Source organism: Methanofollis aquaemaris (assembly GCF_017357525.1).
Lineage (GTDB): Archaea > Halobacteriota > Methanomicrobia > Methanomicrobiales > Methanofollaceae > Methanofollis > Methanofollis aquaemaris.
Map to the genome: position 1 here is coordinate 2,474,423 of NZ_CP036172.1, position 21,349 is coordinate 2,495,771.

The 21,349-nt window shown below is 64.6% G+C and carries 25 protein-coding genes; 9 read left to right on the top strand and 16 right to left on the bottom strand.

Annotated features, from left to right (window positions below; translation table 11 throughout):
* The 14 genes from RJ40_RS11730 to RJ40_RS11795 form a co-directional block, all read right to left on the bottom strand.
* Nucleotides 1-798, bottom strand: coding sequence for a DNA integrity scanning protein DisA nucleotide-binding domain protein (locus RJ40_RS11730; RefSeq protein WP_265581038.1), 798 nt, complete (start codon nt 796-798; stop codon nt 1-3).
* Nucleotides 795-1,661, bottom strand: coding sequence for a succinate--CoA ligase subunit alpha (gene sucD / locus RJ40_RS11735; RefSeq protein WP_265581039.1), 867 nt, complete (start codon nt 1,659-1,661; stop codon nt 795-797). Before sucD ends, RJ40_RS11730 begins: the two co-directional genes overlap by 4 nt.
* A complete protein-coding gene (sucC, locus tag RJ40_RS11740; protein ID WP_265581040.1) occupies nt 1,658-2,743 on the bottom strand; it encodes an ADP-forming succinate--CoA ligase subunit beta in 1,086 nt (361 codons plus the stop codon). The genes sucD and sucC overlap by 4 nt, the downstream gene beginning before the upstream one ends.
* Nucleotides 2,730-3,278, bottom strand: coding sequence for a 2-oxoacid:acceptor oxidoreductase family protein (locus RJ40_RS11745; RefSeq protein WP_265581041.1), 549 nt, complete (start codon nt 3,276-3,278; stop codon nt 2,730-2,732). The genes sucC and RJ40_RS11745 overlap by 14 nt, the downstream gene beginning before the upstream one ends.
* Nucleotides 3,275-4,033 (bottom strand): thiamine pyrophosphate-dependent enzyme, encoded by a 759-nt coding sequence (locus tag RJ40_RS11750; RefSeq protein WP_265582577.1) that lies wholly within the window; start codon nt 4,031-4,033, stop codon nt 3,275-3,277. Before RJ40_RS11750 ends, RJ40_RS11745 begins: the two co-directional genes overlap by 4 nt.
* Nucleotides 4,034-4,065: 32 nt before the next feature.
* Entirely contained in the window at nt 4,066-5,166 is a 1,101-nt protein-coding gene (locus RJ40_RS11755; protein WP_265581042.1) for a 2-oxoacid:acceptor oxidoreductase subunit alpha, read from the bottom strand.
* Nucleotides 5,163-5,435 (bottom strand): 4Fe-4S dicluster domain-containing protein, encoded by a 273-nt coding sequence (locus RJ40_RS11760; RefSeq protein WP_265581043.1) that lies wholly within the window; start codon nt 5,433-5,435, stop codon nt 5,163-5,165. The genes RJ40_RS11755 and RJ40_RS11760 overlap by 4 nt, the downstream gene beginning before the upstream one ends.
* Nucleotides 5,432-5,989, bottom strand: coding sequence for a FumA C-terminus/TtdB family hydratase beta subunit (locus tag RJ40_RS11765; protein WP_265581044.1), 558 nt, complete (start codon nt 5,987-5,989; stop codon nt 5,432-5,434). Before RJ40_RS11765 ends, RJ40_RS11760 begins: the two co-directional genes overlap by 4 nt.
* Nucleotides 5,980-6,828, bottom strand: coding sequence for a fumarate hydratase (locus tag RJ40_RS11770; protein WP_394357385.1), 849 nt, complete (start codon nt 6,826-6,828; stop codon nt 5,980-5,982). Before RJ40_RS11770 ends, RJ40_RS11765 begins: the two co-directional genes overlap by 10 nt.
* A 91-nt stretch (nt 6,829-6,919) precedes the next feature.
* Nucleotides 6,920-7,432: a 50S ribosomal protein L16 gene (locus RJ40_RS11775; RefSeq protein WP_265581045.1), complete on the bottom strand. Its 513-nt coding sequence runs from the start codon at nt 7,430-7,432 to the stop codon at nt 6,920-6,922.
* A gap of 586 nt (nt 7,433-8,018) precedes the next feature.
* Complete coding sequence (locus RJ40_RS11780; RefSeq protein ID WP_265581046.1) at nt 8,019-8,477, bottom strand: tetratricopeptide repeat protein; 459 nt, start codon at nt 8,475-8,477, stop codon at nt 8,019-8,021.
* Nucleotides 8,478-9,064: 587 nt separating this feature from the next.
* Nucleotides 9,065-9,817: an ABC transporter ATP-binding protein gene (locus RJ40_RS11785; protein WP_265581047.1), complete on the bottom strand. Its 753-nt coding sequence runs from the start codon at nt 9,815-9,817 to the stop codon at nt 9,065-9,067.
* Nucleotides 9,814-10,629: an ABC transporter permease gene (locus RJ40_RS11790; RefSeq protein WP_265581048.1), complete on the bottom strand. Its 816-nt coding sequence runs from the start codon at nt 10,627-10,629 to the stop codon at nt 9,814-9,816. Before RJ40_RS11790 ends, RJ40_RS11785 begins: the two co-directional genes overlap by 4 nt.
* On the bottom strand, nt 10,629-11,852 hold the full coding sequence (locus RJ40_RS11795) for an ABC transporter substrate-binding protein (RefSeq protein WP_265581049.1): 1,224 nt from the start codon (nt 11,850-11,852) through the stop codon (nt 10,629-10,631). The genes RJ40_RS11790 and RJ40_RS11795 overlap by 1 nt, the downstream gene beginning before the upstream one ends.
* A 189-nt stretch (nt 11,853-12,041) precedes the next feature.
* Here RJ40_RS11795 and RJ40_RS11800 point away from each other — a divergent pair, with 189 nt between their 5' ends.
* Complete coding sequence (locus RJ40_RS11800; RefSeq protein ID WP_265581050.1) at nt 12,042-12,575, top strand: helix-turn-helix domain-containing protein; 534 nt, start codon at nt 12,042-12,044, stop codon at nt 12,573-12,575.
* A gap of 199 nt (nt 12,576-12,774) precedes the next feature.
* Here RJ40_RS11800 and RJ40_RS11805 read toward each other — a convergent pair whose 3' ends face one another.
* Entirely contained in the window at nt 12,775-13,191 is a 417-nt protein-coding gene (locus tag RJ40_RS11805; protein ID WP_265581051.1) for a HEPN domain-containing protein, read from the bottom strand.
* Nucleotides 13,178-13,738: a nucleotidyltransferase domain-containing protein gene (locus RJ40_RS11810; RefSeq protein WP_265581052.1), complete on the bottom strand. Its 561-nt coding sequence runs from the start codon at nt 13,736-13,738 to the stop codon at nt 13,178-13,180. Before RJ40_RS11810 ends, RJ40_RS11805 begins: the two co-directional genes overlap by 14 nt.
* 549 nt (nt 13,739-14,287) lie before the next feature.
* On the opposite strand from RJ40_RS11810, the gene argH reads away from it, so the two are divergent.
* From argH to RJ40_RS11850, 8 genes are read left to right on the top strand one after another with little or no spacing between them, the layout of a single operon-like run.
* Complete coding sequence (argH, locus tag RJ40_RS11815; RefSeq protein ID WP_265581053.1) at nt 14,288-15,769, top strand: argininosuccinate lyase; 1,482 nt, start codon at nt 14,288-14,290, stop codon at nt 15,767-15,769.
* Nucleotides 15,766-17,004 (top strand): Glu-tRNA(Gln) amidotransferase subunit GatD, encoded by a 1,239-nt coding sequence (gene gatD / locus RJ40_RS11820; RefSeq protein ID WP_265581054.1) that lies wholly within the window; start codon nt 15,766-15,768, stop codon nt 17,002-17,004. The genes argH and gatD overlap by 4 nt, the downstream gene beginning before the upstream one ends.
* A complete protein-coding gene (gene gatE / locus RJ40_RS11825) occupies nt 16,994-18,823 on the top strand; it encodes a Glu-tRNA(Gln) amidotransferase subunit GatE (RefSeq protein ID WP_265581055.1) in 1,830 nt (609 codons plus the stop codon). The genes gatD and gatE overlap by 11 nt, the downstream gene beginning before the upstream one ends.
* Nucleotides 18,824-18,871: 48 nt before the next feature.
* On the top strand, nt 18,872-19,174 hold the full coding sequence (locus RJ40_RS11830) for a DUF5350 family protein (protein WP_265581056.1): 303 nt from the start codon (nt 18,872-18,874) through the stop codon (nt 19,172-19,174).
* Nucleotides 19,175-19,229: 55 nt separating this feature from the next.
* Nucleotides 19,230-19,586, top strand: coding sequence for a hypothetical protein (locus RJ40_RS11835; RefSeq protein WP_265581057.1), 357 nt, complete (start codon nt 19,230-19,232; stop codon nt 19,584-19,586).
* On the top strand, nt 19,573-20,103 hold the full coding sequence (locus RJ40_RS11840; protein WP_265581058.1) for a nitroreductase family protein: 531 nt from the start codon (nt 19,573-19,575) through the stop codon (nt 20,101-20,103). The genes RJ40_RS11835 and RJ40_RS11840 overlap by 14 nt, the downstream gene beginning before the upstream one ends.
* Nucleotides 20,104-20,127: 24 nt before the next feature.
* Nucleotides 20,128-20,466: a DUF555 domain-containing protein gene (locus RJ40_RS11845; protein WP_265581059.1), complete on the top strand. Its 339-nt coding sequence runs from the start codon at nt 20,128-20,130 to the stop codon at nt 20,464-20,466.
* Nucleotides 20,463-21,347 (top strand): carbohydrate kinase family protein, encoded by an 885-nt coding sequence (locus tag RJ40_RS11850; RefSeq protein WP_265581060.1) that lies wholly within the window; start codon nt 20,463-20,465, stop codon nt 21,345-21,347. Before RJ40_RS11845 ends, RJ40_RS11850 begins: the two co-directional genes overlap by 4 nt.
* Nucleotides 21,348-21,349 lie beyond the last annotated feature (2 nt).

The window sequence follows — 21,349 nt, forward strand, 5'->3', positions numbered from 1 at the left end:
CTAACTGGTGATCCTGATATCCGACCGGATCGTAATGGTACAGACGCCGTCACGAAAGACTCTCACCAATCCCCCGCTCTCCGAGACGGTCACCCCGACCGCCGGCGTCACCGCGGTGATCGCCGCCGTCGCCAGGTGCCGACCCCCCAGGCCGGGCGGGAGGTCGACGACCTTCGCGTTGACGTCGAGGTACGTCCCGGCCGACTGGAGCGTGCCCTCGGTGTCCAGGACGAAGACACCGTCGATCTGGGCGAACTCCTTGACGCTCTCCCAGTTCTCGCGGTTCGTGACATCGCGGTAGGCCGGGTCGTGCCCTGCATAGGGATTGAGGATCGCCTGGTGGGAATGCCTCGCGATCTTTGCCGGGTCGCCGATGATGAAGGCCGTCCCGATCTTCCTGCCCTCGCGCCCCTCGACGGCGATCTCGAGGGCGAGGTTGAGAACGGCGTACATCACGTCTCTCGGGACGATCTCCTCGTACTCCTTGATATTGACAAAGTTCTTCGCCTTCTCCAGGTCGAAGATGAGGATGGCGTACGGGAAGACCGCCACGACCGTCCCGTCCTCGAACTGTTCCTTGAGATAAACCTGCACTGCGGTGTCGAGCATATGGTGTTCGCAGACCGAGAGGATCTCGCACATCGAGAGATCCTTAAGGATGTCGAGTTGCAGGTCGGTGACCCAGATCAGCGGCACCTTTGCCTGGCAGGTGCAGGGGTGGGTGAACGCCACGATCGCCCGCGCCCCGATCTCCTCGGCGAGTTCCGCCGCTGTCTGGACAAGGAGTTTCTCGTTCATAGGAGTCTTTTGATGATGCCGGGGATCTCGGACGGCCGTGAGGCGACGTCGACCCCCATCGCTTTGAGCCTTTTGATCTTGGACTTTGCGTCGCCCTCGCCGCCGGCGATGATCGCGCCCGCGTGTCCCATCCGCTTGTTCGGCGGGGCGGTGACCCCGGCGATGTAGGCCGCGATCGGAAGGTCGGTCGACCTGACCCCTTCCTCCTCCAGGTTGCCGCCGACCTCGCCGATGAGCACCACGGCCTTGGTCTGCGGGTCTTCCTCGAACCTGGCCAGGGTGTCGGCGAAAGTCTGGCCGATGACCGGGTCGCCCCCGATCCCGATGACCGTGGACTGGCCGATGCCTGCCCTGGTCAGTTCGTCGACGACCTCGTAGGTGAGCGTCCCGCTCCTGGAGACGACCCCGACGTGGCCGCGGGAGTAGAGATGGGCAGGCATGATCCCGAGTTTCAGTTCGCCGGGTGAGAGGAGACCTGGACAGTTCGGGCCGATGACCGTGCACCCGACCGTCTCCGCATACCCGATCGCCTTCATGGCGTCGTGGACCGGGATATGTTCGGTGATCGCCACGATCAGTTCGAGCCCCGCGTGGGCGCCTTCCATGATCGAGTCGCCGGCCGCACCGGCCGGGACGAAGAGGACGCTCGAGGTGGCGTCGTGCTCGGCCAGGGCCTCCTTGACGGTGTCGTAGACCGGGACGCCGCAGACCTCGCGGCCGCCCTTGCCGGGCGTGACCCCGGCGACGACGCCTCTGCCCCCGACCGACCGGGCGTACTCGTTCATCAGGTTGATATGGAACGAACCCTGCTTGCCGGTCGCGCCCTGCACGATGATCCTGGTGTCTTTGTCCCCGTAGATCATGCGGTCACCTCCACGGCGGCCTCGACAGCCTCGTCCATGCTCCCGAGCATCCGGTACCCGTGCCCGGCGAGGAGTTCTCTCCCTTCTTTCTCGTTCGTGCCGGCAAGCCGGACAATCACCGGCTGTTCGACACCGGCCTCGATGATCCCGCGGGCCACCTCGTCGCAGCGCGTGATCCCGCCCAGGAGATTGACGATGATCACCTTCACCGCGGGCATATCCGCGACCAGTTCGACGGCGTACTTCACCCGGTCCTTGTCGGCGCCGCCGCCGACGTCCAGGAAGTTCGCCGCCTTCCCACCGAAGTGCTCGATGAGGTCGAGGGTGGACATGGTCAGCCCGGCACCGTTGCCGATGACCCCGATCGATCCGTCGAGTTCGACATAGGAGAACCCGTGCCGCTCGGCCTCGCGCTCGCGCCTGGTGAGGTCGCGGTTCACCGCGATCTCCTGGCGGGCGAGAGCGTTGTCGTCGACGATCAGTTTGGCGTCGGCCGCATAGACTCCCTGGGGAGTGATGACCAGCGGGTTGATCTCGGCGAGGAGGGCGTCCCGGTCGCAGAAGACATGGTAGAGTTTGTTGATCGTCTCGCCGACCTCGGCGGGGGCGTCCCGGATCAACTCGCGCAGGAGGAACCGCGGGATATTGCGCAGGAGCGGCGTGAACGAGACCTTCCTGATCGCGTCAGGGTTGGTCTTTGCCGTCTCCTCGATATTGACGCCGCCGGTCTCGGCAAAGAGGACGACCGGGTGTTTGGTCGAGCGGTCGATGGTGATGCTCACGTAGTATTCGTGCCTGATGTCCAGGCGCTCCTCGATGAGCACCCGTGCGACCTTGACGCCCTTGATCTCTCTCGCAAAGAGTTCACGGGCGGCCAGGAGCGCCGTGTCGGTGTCGGCCATCAGGACGCCGCCGGCCTTCCCCCGTCCGCCGACGTCGACCTGCGCCTTGACCACGACTTTCGGCCCGACCTTGCGGAGGTTGAGGACCGCTTCCTCGTGGTCGCTGATCAGGACGCCCCTGGGCACCTGGATACCATGTTGTTTGAAAAGTTCTTTTGCCTCAAATTCAAGCAGTTTCATTGTGCATGCTCCTTGTGCCGAGGTCAAAACCGAGTTTCAGCGCCCGCATATTGAGATCCTCGGTCCCCTTCGGGACCGAGTCGAGGACGGCCTTCTCGATCGCCTCTCTGGAGACGATCCCGGTGATCGCAATAAGCGCACCGAGCATCACGATATTGGCGACGATCACCCGGTTGAGGGTGAACTTCGCCTCGTAGGTTGCCGGGACAGGGTGGAACCGGCACGCGGGCCGGTCCTGCACGAGGCCGTCGTCGAGGAGCATCACCGCTCCTTCCGGCGCCCCGGCGCCGTACTTGAGGAACCCTTCCTGCGACATGATCACATAGATGTCGGGTTCGGTCACCTCGGGATACAGCACCGGTTCGTCGTCGATGACGACGGCGCTCATCGACGCCCCGCCCCGCGCCTCGGGGCCGTAGACTTGCGTCTGGACGGCGTATTTCTCGTCGTAGATCGCCGCGGCCCGGCCGAGGATGACGGCCGAGAGGATGATCCCCTGGCCGCCGAACCCTGAGAACCGCACTTCGTGTCTCATTCTTCAGGCACCCCCATCGCCGGCCGGTTCCGCCGCACGAACTCGCCCACCGGGAACTTGTCCGCAGGGAGCGGGCGGCCTTCGGCCTCCATCTGTTTCCACTTTTTCATCAGGACGGCGTGGTCGCGCATCCAGTGGACCATCGACTGGGCGTCGCGGAGTTTGTTCCGCCGCCCGTACCCGGTCGGGCACTGGACCAGGGCCTCGACGAGCGAGAAGCCCGGCGTCTCCAGCCCGGCCTGCACCGCCCGCGTCAGTTCCTTCACATGGTACGAGGTCCAGCGGGAGACATAGTTCGCGCCGGCCGCCACCGCGAGGGCGGCGAGGTCGAAGGGGGCCTCGTGGCACCCGTACGGCGTCGTGGTCGAGATGGCCCCGAGCGGGGTGCACGGGCTTCCCTGCCCGCCGGTCATCCCGTAGATGTAGTTGTTCATGCAGACGACCGTCAGGTCGATGTTCCTGCGGCAGGCGTGGATGAAATGGTTGCCGCCGATCGCCGCCAGGTCGCCGTCCCCGGTGAAGACCACCACGTGGAGGTCGGGCCGGCTGAGTTTCACGCCGGTGGCGAAGGGGATCGCCCGGCCGTGGGTGGTGTGGAGGGAGTCGGTGATGATGTAGCCGGGTGCCCTGGACGAACACCCGATCCCCGAGATGAAGACGGTGTTCTCGGGTTCCCAGCCCATCTGGTTCACGGCGTTGAGGGTGCAGTTGATCACCGTGCCGTTCCCGCACCCGGTACAGTAGATGTGGGGCATGCGGTCTTCCCGCAGCCACTCCCGAAAGTCTTTCACAGATATTCCTCCGCCGTCTTTGCAAGCCGCGCCGGGGTGTGCAGTTCGCCGCCGAGTTCGGGTACCGGGACGACCGGCACCGCGGTGTGGCTGGCGACCTCCCGCGCGATCTGCCCGAGGTTCAGTTCAGGCACCAGAAAGACCCTGGCGTTCTTGAACTCGTTCAAGGCGAAGTCGGGGAAGGGCCAGACCACCCGCAGGCGCAGGGAGCCGACCCGTTCGTCGTCCATGTCCCTGACCGCCTGTTTCACCGACCGTCCGGGGGAGCCGTACGAGACAAAGACCACCTCGGCGTCCGGGTTGATCACCTCGTAGTCGGCCATCTCCCGGCGCGCTCCCTCGACCTTCCCGACGAGCCGTCTGACCAGTTTGTCGTGGACATGCGGGTCGGTGGAGGAGGGATAGCCCCGCTCGTCGTGGGTGAGCCCGGTCACATGCACCCCGTAGCCCTGGCCGAAGGTGGGGAAACCGGGGACACCGTCCTCGCCCGCGGCGTACGGAAGAGCGCCCTTCTCCAGCGGACGGCGCTCGACGATCTCGACGGCGTCGGGCACCTCGATCCGCTCGCGCATATGTGCGATGATCTCGTCGGTCATCACGAAGGTCGGCACCCGGTACCGGTCGGCGAGGTTGAAGGCCTTCGCGGTCAGTTCGTACATCTCCTGGACTGATCCCGGACTGACGGCGATGACCGCGATGTCGCCGTGCGACCCGAAGCGGCACTGCATCATGTCGCCCTGGGAGGCGCGGGTCGGCTGACCGGTGCTCGGCCCGCCGCGCTGGACATTGACGACGACGCAGGGCGTCTCGGTCATGATCCCGTACCCGATGTTCTCCATCATCAGGGAGAAACCCGGACCCGAGGTGGCGGTCATCGACCGCTTCCCGGTCCACGAGGCGCCGATGATCGAGGCGATGCTTGCGAGTTCGTCTTCCATCTGGACAAAGACGCCGCCGACCTTCGGGAGGCGTCTGGCCATGTGCTCGGCGACCTCGGTCGAGGGCGTGATCGGGTAGCCTCCGAAGAATCGGCACCCGGCCGCGAGGGCTCCTTCGGCACAGGCGGTGTTGCCCTGCCAGAACTCAAGACGCGTCACTCCTCAATCACCACCTTCACCGGGGTATAGGGGTCTTCGTCCACCCAGGTGATCGCCTGGTCGGGACAGATCATCTGGCAGACGCCGCAGAGCACCCGTCCGTAGAGTTTCTGCAGCCGACAGTTGGTGCAGCGCTCGGGGCGGTCGAGGACAGGCACCACCACGCCCTTGTGGTTCGGTTTCGTCCCCTCCTGAAAGATCTTGTATGGGCAGACCAGGGTGCAGAGGTTGCAGCCCTTGCACCTGGTCTCGTCAATGATGAGTTTCATAGACCCGGTCCTTTATAACTATTGAACTGCTGGTCAAATTGTAGTTTTGCCTTCTGCATAACGGCTGCGAAGAGGTCGCCGCCGTGGGCGTCGATCCCGACGATGAGCGGCAGATGGTCGAGTTCGATCTCCCAGACCGCCTCGGCCATCCCGAGGTCTTCGAAGGAGACGCTCTTCACCTGCATCCTTGCGGCGGCGAGGGCGGCGCACCCGCCGGTGAAGGCGAGGTACACGCCGCGGCCGCGGAGTGCTTCCCGTACCCGCTCGTCCATCCCGCCTTTGCCGACGAGGGCGCGGACGCCCGCGTCGAGGAGAAAGCCCGAGAGGGCGTTCATCCGCGCCGAGGTGGTCGGGCCAGCGGCGACGACCTTTCCGTCCCTGATCACCGGGCCGCAGTGGTAGACCGCCGCACCCGCCGGATCGAAGGGGATGCCTTCTTCCATCATCCGCAGGTGTGCCTCGTCCCGTGCGGTATACACCGTCCCGGAGAGGGTGACGGCGTCGCCTGCCCGCAGGTCGAGCACCTCGTCGCCGAGCGGTGTGGTCAGGTCCATTGCTCCGCCTCCACTTTTCTGGTCGCCCGCCTGGACGCCCAGCACTGGACATTGACCGCCACCGGGAGGGAGGCGGTGTGGCAGTGGCCGCGTTTCACCTTCACCGCGAGGGCGGTGACTGTCCCCCCCAGGCCCATCGGCCCGATCCCGAGGGCGTTGACGGCCTCGCAGAGTTCCTGCTCGAAAGGATCCATCTCATCGATCGGGAGAAGCAGGGCCTCTTTCGCGAGCGCCGCCGCCCCGTCGAAGGTGGCGCCGATCCCGACCCCGAGGACGACCGGGGGACAGGGTTTGCCGCCGGCAAGGAGCATCGTCTCCGCGACAAACCTGGCGATCTCGCCTTTCTGCGAGGGAAGGAGCATCGCGATCCGCGAACAGTTCTCGGCGCCCGCACCCTTCGGGAGGACGGTGACCGTCAACTCCCTGCCCGGTTTCACATGGACCGCCGGCATCCCCCCGCCGGTGTTGTCTCTCGTATTCTCCCTGGTCAGCGGGTCGACGACATTGGGCCTGAGCGGGACCGCCGCCGTCGCCTGGCGCACGCCCCTCGCCACCGCCTCGTAGAGTTCCCCGGTCGCCGGGACCGAGGGCGGGAGGGTGAGGTAGATCACCGGGACGCCGGTGTCCTGGCAGAGCGGGAGCCCGCGCTCCCCGGCATAGCGTATATTCTCCCGAATGTTCTCGAGCTGGGCCCTGGCGGTCGGGTCCTGTTCCCTCTCGAGTGCCCGACCGATCGCCGCTTTCACGTCGGCGGGAAGGGAGGTCTCGGCCTCCTGAAGTGCGGACGCGGTTGCCGCGGCGACTGCGTCCAGAAGTCCGGATGACGCGCTCTCCATCATCGGTTATAATGGATGAGGAGGGCTAAAAAATATGCTGTCGAACTGCTCTCTCCCTCTGCCTCGCGGCAGGGAAGAGAAAAAAGAAGAATATTCAGTTCTCTGCTTTCTCTTCGATGACGACGCGGATCGGTGACGGAAGCTTGTAGCCGCCGTGCTTGATGGCGTCCTTTGCCTTCTCGATCTGGTTCTTGCTGGTGTAGACCGTGAAGATCTTCTGGCCGGGTTCGACCCTGGCTGCAGTCCCGACCGGTTTGCCGAAGGCCATCCGCATCCCTTCTGAGACACGGTCGGCACCGGCACCGGTGGCCTGCTTGTTCTCACGCAGCACATGATGGGGGTAGGTGCGGAGTTTGAGGTGGTACCCTGCACGCCCAATCTCCTTCATCAGACGCCTGTTGATGTTAATACGCGCCGCTTCAAGTGCAGTGTGGCGGATCTGACAGGCCTCGTCTACCACAAGGGAGATTTCCATCGGGAAGTCACCGCTGAGGTTGCCCATATCAAACTGCACGATCCTGCTGCCGGGCACGCCGCCCATATATTCTCGCCGAGTATATGCCTTCTTGGCGAGATTCCTATACATTACTCCTGGTTTACGTACCATACCTCACAACGCCTCGCCGTAAGTTCGTGCTTTATAAGATTGTGATTTTTCTTAATAAAGGTTACTGGAGCGGAGGAGCATGGCGCATGAAGCGAACGCACGCCTTCTCAGCCGTACCGCTTGAAAAGCGTCTCATGCTCTGCTGAAATCCTCATCGATTTTCCGCGACCTCCCGGCCGCCTCCATCGTCGCTTGCCGTGGCGCCGGGGGATGGAAGACGTCTGATCGGGGTGCCTTCCTCAACGCTCACGCCGGGGGCTCTGCCCCCGGAACCCCCGGGATGGCGATAGGTGCGGGAAGGCCACTCCCGAGATCCCGGGGAGAGCACCATTCAAGGCAACCCCCTGATTATTTTCTTAAGACAGGATCGCAGGAGGAACACCGCTCATTGCCGCCCCTCGGCTAGCTTCGTCGGGGGGGTCCGGGGGTGAAACCCCCGGCGCGAGACGGCGGTGAAAATCTTTCTGTGGGGCGGCCCGTCTGAACGCCCACCTCTCTCCATCATACGCGCCGGAGATTCTGCCCCCGGACCTTGAGGATGAAGAATGGGCGGGCGGGATTGAACCGAAAGGAAAGCACCCTCATCTCACCCCGTGGCGATGCTGTATCCCCCGGCCCCGTATGAGGACCGCTCCACCGGCTCCCCGAGACCTTCGGGCAGTGTGGGATCGTATTTCGTTGCATTCCTGAAGCACGCCTCCGCTTCGGCGTCCTTCTCCATGTTCGTCAGGATGGTCCCTTTCAGGTACCAGGCCAGGCCGTACTCGGGGTCCAGTCCGAGCGCTCTCTCGCAACTCGCCAGGGCCTCGTCATACCGGTTGTAATTGTTGTTGTAGAACATCCCCCGGATGCACCACGCGGTGGCGTTCTCCGGGTCTGAGACGACCATCTCGTCGTAGTATTTCTGGCTCTCGTTCACCCGCTCTTTGAATGCGGAGAGGTTCGAAGTATCCGAATTTCCGGTGTCGGCGGCGATGCACCCGCCGGTATACACCATCAGAATCCCGATGCAGCAGAGCGAGAGTGTGAGGAGTGGGGACTTCATCTCTCGATCATTCGTCTATTATTATATGTGGGCATCGATCGATCCGGGAAGGCCACTCCTGAGATCACGAAGAGAAGAACGATCCAGAAGAAGACACTTCCTGCCGCCCCTCATCAATCCCCATGGCCGGGGTCCGGGGCCCCCCCCCAGACGCGAGAGAACAGCCCGGCATTCCTCGTTTTTTGCCGGGACATTCGTTCTGATCGACGTGCCTTCCTCAACGTTCGCGCCGGGGGCGCTGCCCCCCCCCTCCCCCGGGATTGCGATAGGGCCGGGAAGGCACCCCCTGAGATCCCGAAGAGAAGAGGAGTTGCCGTCCCCCGTCAATCCCCATGGCCGGGATCCGGGGCCCCTCCCAGACGCGAGAGGACAGTCCGGCATGCCTCGTTTTTTGGTGGGGCGGGTGGTCTGATTGATCGCCGTGCCTTCCCCCACGCTCGCGCCGGGGGCGCTGCCCCCCCTCCCCCGGGACGGCGATAGGGCCGGGAAGGCAGAGAAAACGATCATGATGAGCGGGCAGTCGCTCCCCGACCAGAACCCTCGGTAAAAAAGTATCCCGGCCCCTTCGGGGCCGTTGCCCGGGGACTTCAGTCGCCCTGGTTCTGGATCAACGAGAGCACGTACCGCCGGACCTGGGCGAACTCGACGCTCGTCCGGTCGCGGGGGCGCTTCTGCGGCACCGTCACGACCTCCCGCACATTCGACGGCCGCGGAGAGAGGACGACGACGCGGTCGGAGAGATAGACCGCCTCGTCCACGCTGTGGGTGACGAAGATCACGGTCTTCTTCGTCTTCTGCCAGATCTCCAGGAGTTCTCTCTGCATCGTGTTCCTGGTCTGGGCGTCGAGGGCCCCGAAGGGCTCGTCCATCAGGAGCACCTGCGGCTCGGAGCAGAGAGCCCTGGCCACTGCGACCCGCTGGCGCATCCCGCCGGAGAGTTCATGCGGATGACTGTTCTCGAACTCCTCGAGCCCGACAAGTTTGAGGTACTCCCGCGCCTTTGCGTACCGCTCCTCCTTCGGGACGCCCCGCACTTCGAGCCCGAAGGCGGCATTGCCGATGATCGTCCGCCAGGGGTACAGGGAGTACTCCTGGAAGATCATCGCGAGTTCGGGCGCCGGCCCGTCGATCTCTTTCCCGTTGATCTCGGCCCGGCCGCCGGTGGGGGTGTCGAGCCCCGCGATGATCCGCAGGAGCGTCGTCTTCCCGCAGCCCGATGGGCCGAGGATGCAGATGAACTCGCCGTCCTCGACTTCGAGGTTGACGTCGCCGAGCGCGGTCACCTCTTCGCCTTTCTCGTTGACGAAGACCTTTGATACATGCTTGATCGAGAGGGTCATCTGGTCATCCCCCTCCAGGTGAACTTCCGGTGCTCGACGACCCTGAAGAGCCCGTCGATGAGCAGACCGATCAGCCCGATGACGATCATCCCGGCGATGATCACCTGCACCTGTCCCCAGTTGTAGGCATACATGATCAGGTATCCGAGGCCCGAGGTGGTGCCGGGCAGCATCTCGGCCGCCACCACGCACATCCAGGCGATCCCGAACCCGACCCGCAGGCCGGTCCAGATCGTCGGGAGGGAGGCGGGCATGACCACCTTGGCAAGCACCTGCCGCTGGTTTGCCCCGAAGGTGAGCGCCGACTCGACCCAGGTCCGGTTCACCGACTTCACGCCGTCGACGGTGTTGAGCAGCACCGGAAAGACCGCCCCGATGAAGATGATGAAGGTCATCGAGATGAGGCCGGTCTTGAACCACGCGAGGGCCAGCGGGATCCAGGCGAGCGGCGGGATGGGCCTGAAGAGTTGCACCGTCGTGTCGACGAAGTCCTCGGCCTTCTGCCAGTAGCCCATCACCATGCCCAGCGGTATCCCGACCGCGGCCGCGAGCCCGAAGCCCATCGCCACCCTCTCGACAGAGAGGAGGGCGTTGTTGATGAGGCTCCCGCTCCCCAGGATGTCGGTGGTGGGGCTGGCAAGCACCGCGAGCACTGACTCCAGACGGGGGAGGATGAACTCGTTGTTGATGAGGACCGCGGCGATCTCCCAGCAAATGATGAGAAGAATAGGGAGGATGGCCCCCAGGGCCCTCCTCCTCAGAGCGGTACTTTTCTGTATCTGTGATCTCGTGGGTGTATTCGTTCTTTGCATCAGACCTCTTTCACCACCAGTCCGCTGTCTTTGAGGGCGAACTTGAGCATGACGTCCTGGATGGATCCTTTCAGCGGGGCCGCAATCTTCAACGGTTTCCCCTCGGCTGCTCTGCTGTTCGCCCAGTCGACGAAGGTCGGCCAGTCGTTTACGGGTGCGGATGCAGCCACGACGAGTCCGGATCCCTCAGTATTAACGGGTTGGACAATCTTAATAGGTGTTCCTTTGTCGATGGCGCTGATCGCCGGCGGGGCGCCGACCCAGGCCATCTGGATGTTGTCGGTGGCGGCAAGCTGCATCAGGGCCGGGCCGGCGGCGCCGGAGACGAGCGTGACGTCGGCGATCTTCTCGCCGTTGACGATCAGTTCGAGTGCTTCAGGCCTGCTCTGGGTGAGGTCTTTGGGCTTGAGGGCGATGCCGTAGTTCTCCTCGAAGTATTCCCAGTTCTTGATGGCGACGAAGAGCGAGGCGTGGTGGTCGGACATGAGGTAGCCGATGCCGAACTTATCGAATGTTGCCGGGGTGGCGATCTCGCCGGCGTCGATCATCTTTGTGCCTTCGGTGTACGGCTGGGTGTTGAAGATGAGGGCGCGGCGATCCTCCTTGGTGGTGTCCTTCAGGCTCCCGGTGAGGTAGCCGAGTTCGGCCTGGGCGTCGACGAAGAGGTCGACTCCTTCCATCCACTTCTCGGAAGGTTCGCTGGTGAACTTGATCGTCGGGATCGCCTTCTCAAGGACGTCGACCGAGCTGACGGAGACGTCGCCGTAGGTGAAGTTGCCCTTGCCGACGAGCCAGTCGGCGACGATCTCGGCGGACTCGTTCTGGTGCTCGTTGACGTACTGGTTGCTCAGGGTGGCGAGGGCGCTGACGGCGTTGACGGTGTCGGCGTGTTCCGCGGCGAAGTCGTCACGGGTGACGACGACACAGCAGGGGTGGTCCTTCCACATGTCCTGGGGCGGGAGATCCTGGGAGTACGAGGCGACCTTGCCGATCCCGCTGACGGTGGCGATCTCCACGAAGGGCTGCCACGCGATGTATCCGTCGATCTCGCCGGTCGAGAGGAGCATCGGCATGGGTCCGACGCCCTGGCTGTAGGTGACGCCGACCTCGGCGCCTTCGGTCGTGGGTGTTGTCGGGGTCTCGGGTTCAGAGACGCATCCGGCGACGATGAGAAGAGCTGCAAGCCCAATGGCGAGGACTGCAGCGAGCATCTTGTTTGCCATGGGGTACTGGTCAGTCTCACGATATATATAGGTCGTCGTCTTTCTGTCGGTAAATTGCCCGATTGTGTCTGCCCTATCTTTTTTGTGTCGTTATGTCCATGTTCCATCCCCCTTCGTCCTCTCCTCCCTGCCTCCGGGTGTGGACGTACGGGAGAACATTCATCATGTTTTACCCAGAAGAGATAGACCATGATCCAGGCAGACCCGGTCGAACGTATCATCAAGGCGGCGCTCATCTCCGACGAGGAGTTTGTGACGGTCCTCCAGCATGTACTGAAGAATGACCTGCGGGTGAGCGTGCGCGAACTCTCGGAGCGGAGCGGGGTCGCCCAGAGCACATTATATAAGGTGCTCACCGGCAAACGCTCGCCCACGCTCCCCACCATGCGGGCGATCATCAACACGGTCCGTTCCTTCTCCCGGATCCCGGAGGAGGCCTTCATCGGGCTCATCGCAGCACGTTACGTCCTGGAGTCCATCCAGGAGCGGACGGCGATCGTCGACGGCCACGAGTTCAGGGTACGGGAGTACCCGGTCCATTCCTTTGAGGACGCGATCATCGCCGCCGTCCGGGCCGAGCGGGAGGGGGCGGTGTCCATCGTCTGTGCTCCCATCGCCTCCTCGACGATCGAGCAACTGGTCCGCATCCCGGTGACGACGATCGTGCCCAAAGATAGCGTCCAGCGCGCCATCGAGTCGGCGGCGCGCAAGGCGTGGTTGTGAGCCGGTAGGTGTCGGTCGGGAAATGCGATTGCCCCCACCTGATCCTCAACATTGCCACTTCCGTCTATCTTCGTCATGGGGGATCCGGGGGTCTCCCCTCTGGTGTGAGATAATAGGAAAGATCTTACGATGGGGGCGGCACGGCAGGTCGGGGGTTCCCGACGAGATGATAGAGGGTGGCGGTCAAGTGAACCTCTCCTCACGCCAGAAGCCCTTCGACGGTCTCCAGAAACGCTTCCGCACGGGCGACGGCGTTTCGCGCCTCCCCTTCGGAAACCGTCCCGGCCATGTCGTAGACCGTGATGTGCCGTTTTCTCCGCATCCGGTCGAAGGCGAGGACGGCCTCGCGGTCCAGGTAGAGTTCGGTGAACCTGACCACCGCGATATGCTGGTTCGTTCCCGCCGGCCGGTAGCCCTTCGAGAACATCAGCGCCCGTCCGGCCTGGAGCATTGCGTTGTAGGCGATGGTGTAGGCCCAGTCGGCGTTGCCGGCGAGCATGGTGCCAGCGACGGTTGCGTCCCGTCGCGCGAGGGCCATCGCGTTCTCCACCGCGCCGGGTTCGGGGGGGAATTTCTTGATGAGGCCCCGGCGTCTCAGGTCGTCAGTCGGTTCCAATCAGCATCACCTTCGGCCCCCTCAGCACGTTCGCGACGAAGGGGTCGTCTGCGGCGGTCCGCTCCGCCATCTCTTCGGGCGTGAAGAGGGCGTAGTTGATCTCTCTCCCGAGCGCCTCCTCGGTCTCCTGCACCGCGACGATCAACCGGTCCTCGTCCACGGTCCCGACGATGAAGAGGTCGATGTCACTCTCCGCGCCCGCCTCGCCGCGGGCGAAGGAGCCGTAGATGAACATCCGGTCGATCGTTCCAATCCCGTCGAGGCGCTCGGCGATGACCTTCGCCACCCCCTCGGTCTTGAGGATGATGGCGGTCAACTCCTCGTACAGAGGGAATGAGCGGTCCACCACATAAAAATGTGCGTTCCCTCGCCGGGTGCTGGTGAGCAGCCCGAACTCTTCGAGGTTCGCGAGTTCCCGCCTGACGGCGTTGAGGTTCTCCCCGGTGAGGCGCTGGACCTCGCGGAGGTACATCTCGCGGCCAGGGTTCATGAGGAAGAGGGTGAGGAGTTTCACCCGCGTCTTCGAGGGGATGAGCCGTTCGAGCATGTATCAAGAATATATACGAGAGTATAAAAAATGTGTTCAATGGCGGGGACGCGGTGCGGCCGGGAGGTACATTTGTATGGGCTCGCGGGATCCTTCCTGTTGAGGTATGCCCCACTCGCTACTCAACGGGGGTTCGGGTTCCCCGAACCCCCTCATAGCGAGGATAGGGGTGGACGGGTATTGGCTGAAGAAGGTGGTCGCCCTCACCTGATCCTCCCCTCTGCGGCTCGCCCCAATCGCCCCTCAACGGGGGTTCGGGTTCCCCGAACCCCCCTCATCGCGAGGATAGGCGTGGGCGGGCGTCGGCCGAAGCATGCGGTCGCTCCCCCATGATCCTCCACATTGCGGCCTCCCCCGATTGCCATCGTGGGGGGTCCGGGTTTTTCCCCCCGGCAGAGCCCATGAACACACACTCCTGATCCGCCACTCCGCCCCCGCCCCATCCCCGGCACACACCGGATTATTCCCCTCTCCCGGCCCTGCCGGTCCCCTCATCCCTCCCGCCGCCCCCACAAGTTCATTTCCTCTCGGGCCGCAAGGTACACCACCATGCATCGTGATCTGCTGCGGCGAGGCAGACTCAGTGACGACCGTACCGGCGAGGTGATGCACTTCCTCTCCTCGATGACGGCCGATCACTGGATTGCCGGGATGGATATCCAGGTGGACATGGCCCACCTTCTGATGCTCAGAGAGAGAGAGATCATCGGAGAGGACGCGGCCAGGGCGCTGATGGGTGCGCTCCTCGCGTTCCACGAGGACGGGATCCCTGACGAGGCCTACGACGAATGCTTTGAGGACATCCACGCCGGGAAAGAGGCGGCGCTCATCGCCCGCGTCGGCGAGGAGTTCGGCGGCCGCCTGCACATGGGCCGGTCCAGGAACGACGAGGTGGCGACCTGCATCAGGATGCGCCTGCGCGAAGAACTGCTCGGGTGTATAGCGGCGGTCTGCGACCTGAGACGGGTGCTGCTCGACCTGGCCGAAGCGCACCGCGAGACGATCATGCCCGGGTTCACGCACCTCCAGCACGCCCAGCCGACCACCCTCGCTCACCACCTCCTCGCCTACGAGGCGGCCTTCGGGCGGGACTTCGGGCGGCTCGCCGACGCCTACGGTCGGGTGAACGAGTGTCCCCTCGGCGCGGCGGCCTTCGCCTCGACCGGATACCCCATCGACCGCGAGATGACCGCCCGGCTCCTCGGGTTCGAGCGGCCGATGGGCAACTCGATGGACGCCGTCGCCACCCGCGACTTCGCCCTCGAAAGCCTCTCGGCCTGTGCGGTGATGATGACCACCGCGAGCCGTCTCTGCGAGGAGATGGTCGTCTGGTCGAGCGCCTTCGTGCGGTTCGTGCAGCTCGCCGACGGCTACTCCTCCACCAGTTCGATCATGCCCCAGAAGAAGAACCCCGACACCGCCGAGATCATGCGGGCGAAGGCCGGGACCGTCGCGGGATCGCTTGCCGGGGCGATGACCATCACCAAGGGCCTCCCGATGAGCTACAACCGCGACCTCCAGGAACTCACCCCCCACCTCTGGCGGGGCGTCGCCGCCGCGCGCGAGAGCCTGGTCGTCCTGGCCGGGATGCTCTCGACCGCGACCTTCGACACCGACCGGATGGCCGCGGAGTCCGACCGCGGCTTCTCCACCGCCACCGAACTCGCCGACGTCCTGGTCCGCGAGTACGGTCTGCCCTTCAGGACAGCGCACTCGGTCGTCGGCCGCGCCGTGAAGCAGGGCGCCCTCGACCTCGCCACCCTCGAAGCGGCGGCCGAGGAGGTCGCCGGGCTCTCGCTCACCGAGCGGGGCCTCACCCCCGAACGGGTGGCCGCCGCCCTCGACCCAGCGATCAGCGTCGCCGAGAGGAAGGCCATCGGCGGCCCGGCGCCCGACGAGACGGCGCGGGCCGTGGCGGCACGGAACAAAGACCTTGCGGCCGACGAGGCCGCCACCGCCGGGCTGGCGAAGGCTATCGAGACGGCCCTCGCCCGCCTGGTCGAAGAAGCCAGGAGGCTCGCAGAAGCATGAGTACCTATATGACCGGCGACATCGTCGCCGCCTCCTGCCGGGGCCACCCGGTGGAAGGGATCTATATCACCGACCGCGACGGCATGGCGGTCCTCAAACTGAAGAGCGGCTACAACATCGGCGTGGATGAGGAGACCTGCACCCTGGTGCGGCGGGCCGGCGAGCAGCCCGCGCCCGCGGTCCCCGCGGTCGTGCAGGACGAGCGCCTGCCCGAACTCGCGATCATCTCCACCGGCGGCACCATCGCCTCCAAGATCGACTACCGCACCGGCGCCGTCACCAGCCAGTTCACTGCCGACGACATCCTCAGGGCGGTGCCCGGCCTCACGACGGTCGCGCGATACCGCGCCGAGGTGCTCGCCACCATCCTCTCCGAGAACATGACGCCGTCCACCTGGCAGGCCCTGGCCAGGGCGGCGCACGCCGCGATCCGGGACGGCGCCGAGGGCGTCATCGTCACCCACGGCACCGACACCATGGCCTACTCGGCCTCCGCCCTCTCCTTCATGCTCGACACCCCGGCCCCGGTCGTCTTCGTCGGGTCGCAGCGCTCCGCCGACCGGCCGAGCAGCGACAACGTGATGAACGCGATGTGTGCGGCCGCCGCCGCCCGGAGCGACCTGGGCGAGGTGGCGGTGGCGATGCACGCCACCACCAACGACGACACCTGCACCGTCCACCGCGGGACGCGGGTGCGAAAGATGCACACCTCCCGCCGCGACGCCTTCCAGAGCCACGAGATGGCTCCGATCGCCACCGTCGCCTACCCCTCGCTCGCGGTCGACCTCTCCCCTGAGGCGGTCCGCCGCGGCTCGGCCGAACCGGCGCTCCGCGCCGACCTCGAAGAGCGTTGCGGGCTCCTGTACTTCTATCCGGGGATGCCCGAGGAGGCGGTCAGGGTCTACGAGGATTTCAAAGGTCTGGTCATCGCCGGCACCGGCCTGGGCCACGTGAGATCCGCGTGCATCGGGGCACTGCGCGAGATGGTCGACGCCGGGACCACCGTCGTCATGACCTCCCAGTGCCTCCACGGCCGGGTCTGCGACCGGGTCTACGACACCGGCCGCGACCTGCTCGCCGCGGGCGTGGTCGAGGGGGAGGACATGCTCCCCGAGACCGCGCTCACCAAACTGATGTGGGTGCTGGGCAATGTCGACGACGCCGAAGAGGCCAGGAGGCTGATGGCCACCGACCTCAAAGGCGAGATCAGGAGGAGGTCAGACTATGGATTTTAAGGCGCTCGGGCTCATGGCCGGGATCGAGATCCACCAGCAACTCGACACTAAAGAGAAACTCTTCTGCCACTGCCCCACCACGCTGCGGGAGACCGAGGAGCACACCGGCGAATTCTTCCGGTACCTCCACGCCACCGTCTCGGAGATGGGCGAGGTCGATCGAGCGGCGGCCGAAGAGATGATGAACCGCCGGCAGTTTTGCTACTTCGCCTACGACACCACCTGCCTGGTGGAGAACGACGAGGAACCCCCGGCCCCGATGAACCCCGAGGCCCTGGCGATCGCCCTCCAGGTCGCGAAGACCTTTGCCATGCACCCGGTCGAACAGGTGCACACCATGCGCAAACTCGTCATCGACGGCTCGAACACCAGCGGGTTCCAGCGGACGGCGATGGTGGCGATGGGCGGCGTCCTGCCCGGCGACGGCGAGGTCGAGACGATCTGTCTCGAAGAAGAGGCGGCCCAGCGCGTCGAGGGGAGCACCTTCTCCCTCGACCGTCTCGGCATCCCGCTCGTCGAGATCACCACCTCACCCTGCATGCACACTCCCGAGGCGGTCCAGGAGACGGCCCGGTACATCGGGATGGTGCTTCGGTCCACCGGCCGGGTGAAGCGCGGCCTGGGCACGATCCGCCAGGACGTCAACATCTCGATCAAAGACGGTGCTCGGGTCGAGATCAAGGGCGTGCAGGAACTCGACCTCATCGCCGAGGTGGTCCGCCGCGAGGTGACGAGACAGGTGACCCTTCTTTCGATCCGGGACGAACTCCGCGCGCGGAACGCCTCGGTCGGCGAGGAGACCCACGACGTCACCGCCCTCTTCGCCGGGACCAAGTCCTCGATCCTGAAGCGTGCGAAGTCGATCCTCGCCGTCGTCCTGCCGGGCTTTGCCGGTCTGGTCGGCCGCGAGGTCCAGCCCGGCCGGCGGTTCGGCACCGAGATCTCGGACTATGTGAAGAAGTGCGGGCTTGGCGGGATCTTCCACACCGACGAACTCCCGGCCTACGGCGTCACGGCCGACGAGGTCGCCATGCTCCGCGCACACCTCGGCGCCGCCGACGAGGACGCGATCATCCTCATCTCAGGCAGTAAGGAGAAGGCCGCCTGCGGCGCGAAGCAGGTCCGCCACCGCGCCCGCCTCGCCTTCGAGGGCGTGCCCGAGGAGACCAGGAAGATGCTCGAAGGCGGGAACACCGCGTACATGCGTCCCCTCCCCGGCGCCGCCAGGATGTACCCCGAGACCGATGTCCTCCCGGTGACGATCACCGAAGAGCGCTGGGCGGCCGTCGAGGTGCCCGAACTCCTCGCCGACCTCGCACGCCGGATGGAGGACGAACTCGGCCTCGACCCCGCGGTGGCCAGGCAGGCCGCCTACTCCGAGCACCTCCCACTCTTCAGGGCGGCGGTGCAGGCCGGGATCAAACCCAACCTCGCGGCGCGGACGGTCCTCGCCACCCTCAAGGAACTCTCCAGGGACGGCGTCGCCGTCGAGAACGTGGCTGACCAGGACGTCCTGGCAATTCTCACCGCCGTCGAAGCGGGGGAGGTCGCCAAGGAAGTGATCCCCGAACTCCTCACCGAGGTGGCCGAAGGGAAGACGGCGGCGGCCGCGGTCGCCGAGCATGCCGGCGGGGTCTCGGCCGAAGAACTGGCCGCGATCGTCGCGAAGATCGTCGCCGAGCGGATCGAGTTTGTCCGGGACAAGCAGATGCATGCCCTCGGCCCGTTGATGGGCGTCGTGATGGAAGAGGTCCGCGGGAAAGTCGACGGCAAGAAAGTGAGCGAGGCCCTGAGAATTGAGATCTCGCGGGTGATCTAAGCAACATCTTTAAACCACGTATTGAGTAAATATATAGGGAGTTTGATTATGGGAAAAACAGGAACCACGACCTGGGCCCAGGTGAAGAATGTCAGGGGCAAGATCCGCCTGGTCAGAGCACAAGAATCGACCCAGAAGAAGCCAGGCCCGAACCAGCGCTTCAAGACATCTGCGACCCTCAAGAAGATCGCAGTCCAGGCTGAGCGCCAGCAGGGCCGCGGAGGACGCGGTGGGCGTCGCGGTGGCCGCGGCGGTCGGGGGCGCGGTCAGGAAATGAACGACCAGCGTGTCCGCAGGCGGATGCTCCGCTCCAAGACAACCGCTATGGGCGTGAAGCAGAAGTCCAGGTAAGACCAGGGGAACCCACCCCAAATTATCTTTTATATCTCAGGCGTCCATTCATTGTATGGATCCAAAGACTGCCGTTTTGAACTATCAGTACGGTGAGAGAGCGAAATCCGAACTTCTTCTGGCCTCGAAACTCATTGCAGGCATGCCGAGTTTCCCGAACGGCGAGAAGATGGGCGGGAAGCGGATGCTCCTCATGGTGCTCGATGGCGTCAGGTCTGAGATCGCCTTTGCCCACGGAAGCACCGGACACGACGGGTTCAGGAAGGCCCTCGAAGCCCTGGACAGCGCGATCTCTGCGGTCGAGGGACTGAACTTCGAGGAGGCCGTCCCGAAGATGGCGGAAGCGATCTCCGCGTCGACGACGGTTGCCCAGGAATCCTGGGAGGCGCTCACCGGTCATGGACTCCTCTGAGTTCCTCACCTTCCTCGAAGGCCGCCAGACGGTCCGGGAATACGACCCCGACCGCGAGGTCACCGAGGAGGAAGCCGAGTTTATCCTGCGGGCCGCCTCGTCGGCGCCGAGCGCCGGCAACCGCGAGGCCTGGGACGTCGTCGTCGTGCGGGCCGAGGACCAGCGGGAAGCCCTCGCAGAGACTGCCTTCGACCAGGCGCAGATCCGGAACGCACCGGTTGTCTTTGTCGTCTGCTCCAACTATGTCAGGTCGATGTCGCGGTATGGCGACCGGGGCATTCTTTATGCCCTTGAGGACGCAACCATTGCCTGTACCTATATGATGCTCGCCGCCCACGCCCTCAGGCTCCATGCCTGTTGGACCGGCGCCTTTGAAGAGGACAGTGCCAGAGAAGTCCTCAACATCCCGCCGCACATCCGCCCGGTGGCCCTCCTTGCCGTCGGCAGGGGCGAGGTGCCGGCCGCCAGGACCGAACGGATGCCGGTCGGCGAGCACGTACACAGAGAGACGTGGTAATATTATTCCAGGAATGTGAGATTCATGACCAACTATCTTGTAACACTCGAATCTGCATGGATTATCAAGGACGTCAAGTCCCTGGACGACGCTGTGGGGATCGCGATCAGCGAGGCAGGCAAGCGCCTCAACCCCTCGGCAAAGTTTGTCGAGATTGAGAGCGGGTTTATTCAGTGTCCGTTCTGTGAAGAAGACCTGAACTGCGCTCTGGTCGTTGCGAACACCGCCCTGGTCGGGCTCATGCTCTCGATGAAGGCCTTCAACGCCGAGTCGGAGGAGCATGCCAAGAGGATTGCGAAGTCGGTCGTCGGTCGGGCGCTCGGCACGGTCCCTCTCAAAGTCACGGATGTGCAGGAGATATGATCAGCGTCGTCGGGCATACGGCCATCGACCATATCTGCACGGTGCCGCATTTTCCCGAGCGGCACACCTCGGTCTCCACCCTTGACCACCAGATCTTCTTTGGCGGCGGGGCGGCGAACATCGCTGTGGGGATCGCGACGCTGGGGGGGCCTTGCGAACTGGTCAGTGCGGTCGGTTCCGACTTCCCGGGCAGTGGCTACGAGCAGAAGATGGACGAACTCGGGATCATGCGCCGGTTCTTCGAGGTGCCCGACCGCCCGACGGCGACGGCCTTCATGTTCAACGATGTCGCCGGCGACCAGATCACCTACTTCGACTGGGGCGCCTCGGCGGTCTTCGCCGGGGCCGAGGCTCCGGCCCTGGAGTTCGTGCATATGGCGACCGCCGACCCCTCGTTCAACGTGCAGGTCGCAGAAAGAAGCGAGTTTGCCTCCTTCGATCCCGGCCAGGATATCCTGCGGTACTCGAAGGAGCAGTTCGAGGCGATTCTTGAGAACATCAACATCCTCTTTGCGAACCGGCACGAGGCAAAGCAGATGGCCGAGACGCTCGGCACGACGGTGCATGACCTGGCGGCGCGGGTGGACCTCGCGGTCTTCACGATGGATTCAAAGGGGTGCATGCTCTGCGTCGACGGCGAGGAGAAGCATATCCCGGCGATCCGGGTCGACGCGGCCGACCCTACGGGTGCGGGCGACGCCTTCAGGGCCGGGTTCCTGACCGCCTATGCCCGCGGCTACGAGCCGGTGCGCTGCTGCACGGTCGGGACGACGGCGGCCTCCTTCGTGGTGGAGAAGGTCGGGTGCCAGACCAACCTCCCGACCTGGGAACGGTTGGCGAGGCGGCATGAGGAATACTTCGGACCGATTGTGAAGAGGTAAGA

Bases quoted from the DNA above. Each gene is read 5' to 3' on its own strand.
- RJ40_RS11730 (WP_265581038.1), bottom strand. From the start codon at position 798: ATGAACGAGAAACTCCTTGTCCAGACAGCGGCGGAACTCGCCGAGGAG.
- sucD (WP_265581039.1), bottom strand. From the start codon at position 1,661: ATGATCTACGGGGACAAAGACACCAGGATCATCGTGCAGGGCGCGACC.
- sucC (WP_265581040.1), bottom strand. From the start codon at position 2,743: ATGAAACTGCTTGAATTTGAGGCAAAAGAACTTTTCAAACAACATGGT.
- RJ40_RS11745 (WP_265581041.1), bottom strand. From the start codon at position 3,278: ATGAGACACGAAGTGCGGTTCTCAGGGTTCGGCGGCCAGGGGATCATC.
- RJ40_RS11750 (WP_265582577.1), bottom strand. From the start codon at position 4,033: ATGCCCCACATCTACTGTACCGGGTGCGGGAACGGCACGGTGATCAAC.
- RJ40_RS11760 (WP_265581043.1), bottom strand. From the start codon at position 5,435: ATGAAACTCATCATTGACGAGACCAGGTGCAAGGGCTGCAACCTCTGC.
- RJ40_RS11765 (WP_265581044.1), bottom strand. From the start codon at position 5,989: ATGGACCTGACCACACCGCTCGGCGACGAGGTGCTCGACCTGCGGGCA.
- RJ40_RS11770 (WP_394357385.1), bottom strand. From the start codon at position 6,828: ATGATGGAGAGCGCGTCATCCGGACTTCTGGACGCAGTCGCCGCGGCA.
- RJ40_RS11775 (WP_265581045.1), bottom strand. From the start codon at position 7,432: ATGGTACGTAAACCAGGAGTAATGTATAGGAATCTCGCCAAGAAGGCA.
- RJ40_RS11780 (WP_265581046.1), bottom strand. From the start codon at position 8,477: ATGAAGTCCCCACTCCTCACACTCTCGCTCTGCTGCATCGGGATTCTG.
- RJ40_RS11785 (WP_265581047.1), bottom strand. From the start codon at position 9,817: ATGACCCTCTCGATCAAGCATGTATCAAAGGTCTTCGTCAACGAGAAA.
- RJ40_RS11790 (WP_265581048.1), bottom strand. From the start codon at position 10,629: ATGCAAAGAACGAATACACCCACGAGATCACAGATACAGAAAAGTACC.
- RJ40_RS11795 (WP_265581049.1), bottom strand. From the start codon at position 11,852: ATGGCAAACAAGATGCTCGCTGCAGTCCTCGCCATTGGGCTTGCAGCT.
- RJ40_RS11800 (WP_265581050.1), top strand. From the start codon at position 12,042: ATGATCCAGGCAGACCCGGTCGAACGTATCATCAAGGCGGCGCTCATC.
- RJ40_RS11810 (WP_265581052.1), bottom strand. From the start codon at position 13,738: ATGCTCGAACGGCTCATCCCCTCGAAGACGCGGGTGAAACTCCTCACC.
- argH (WP_265581053.1), top strand. From the start codon at position 14,288: ATGCATCGTGATCTGCTGCGGCGAGGCAGACTCAGTGACGACCGTACC.
- gatD (WP_265581054.1), top strand. From the start codon at position 15,766: ATGAGTACCTATATGACCGGCGACATCGTCGCCGCCTCCTGCCGGGGC.
- gatE (WP_265581055.1), top strand. From the start codon at position 16,994: ATGGATTTTAAGGCGCTCGGGCTCATGGCCGGGATCGAGATCCACCAG.
- RJ40_RS11830 (WP_265581056.1), top strand. From the start codon at position 18,872: ATGGGAAAAACAGGAACCACGACCTGGGCCCAGGTGAAGAATGTCAGG.
- RJ40_RS11835 (WP_265581057.1), top strand. From the start codon at position 19,230: ATGGATCCAAAGACTGCCGTTTTGAACTATCAGTACGGTGAGAGAGCG.
- RJ40_RS11840 (WP_265581058.1), top strand. From the start codon at position 19,573: ATGGACTCCTCTGAGTTCCTCACCTTCCTCGAAGGCCGCCAGACGGTC.
- RJ40_RS11845 (WP_265581059.1), top strand. From the start codon at position 20,128: ATGACCAACTATCTTGTAACACTCGAATCTGCATGGATTATCAAGGAC.
- RJ40_RS11850 (WP_265581060.1), top strand. From the start codon at position 20,463: ATGATCAGCGTCGTCGGGCATACGGCCATCGACCATATCTGCACGGTG.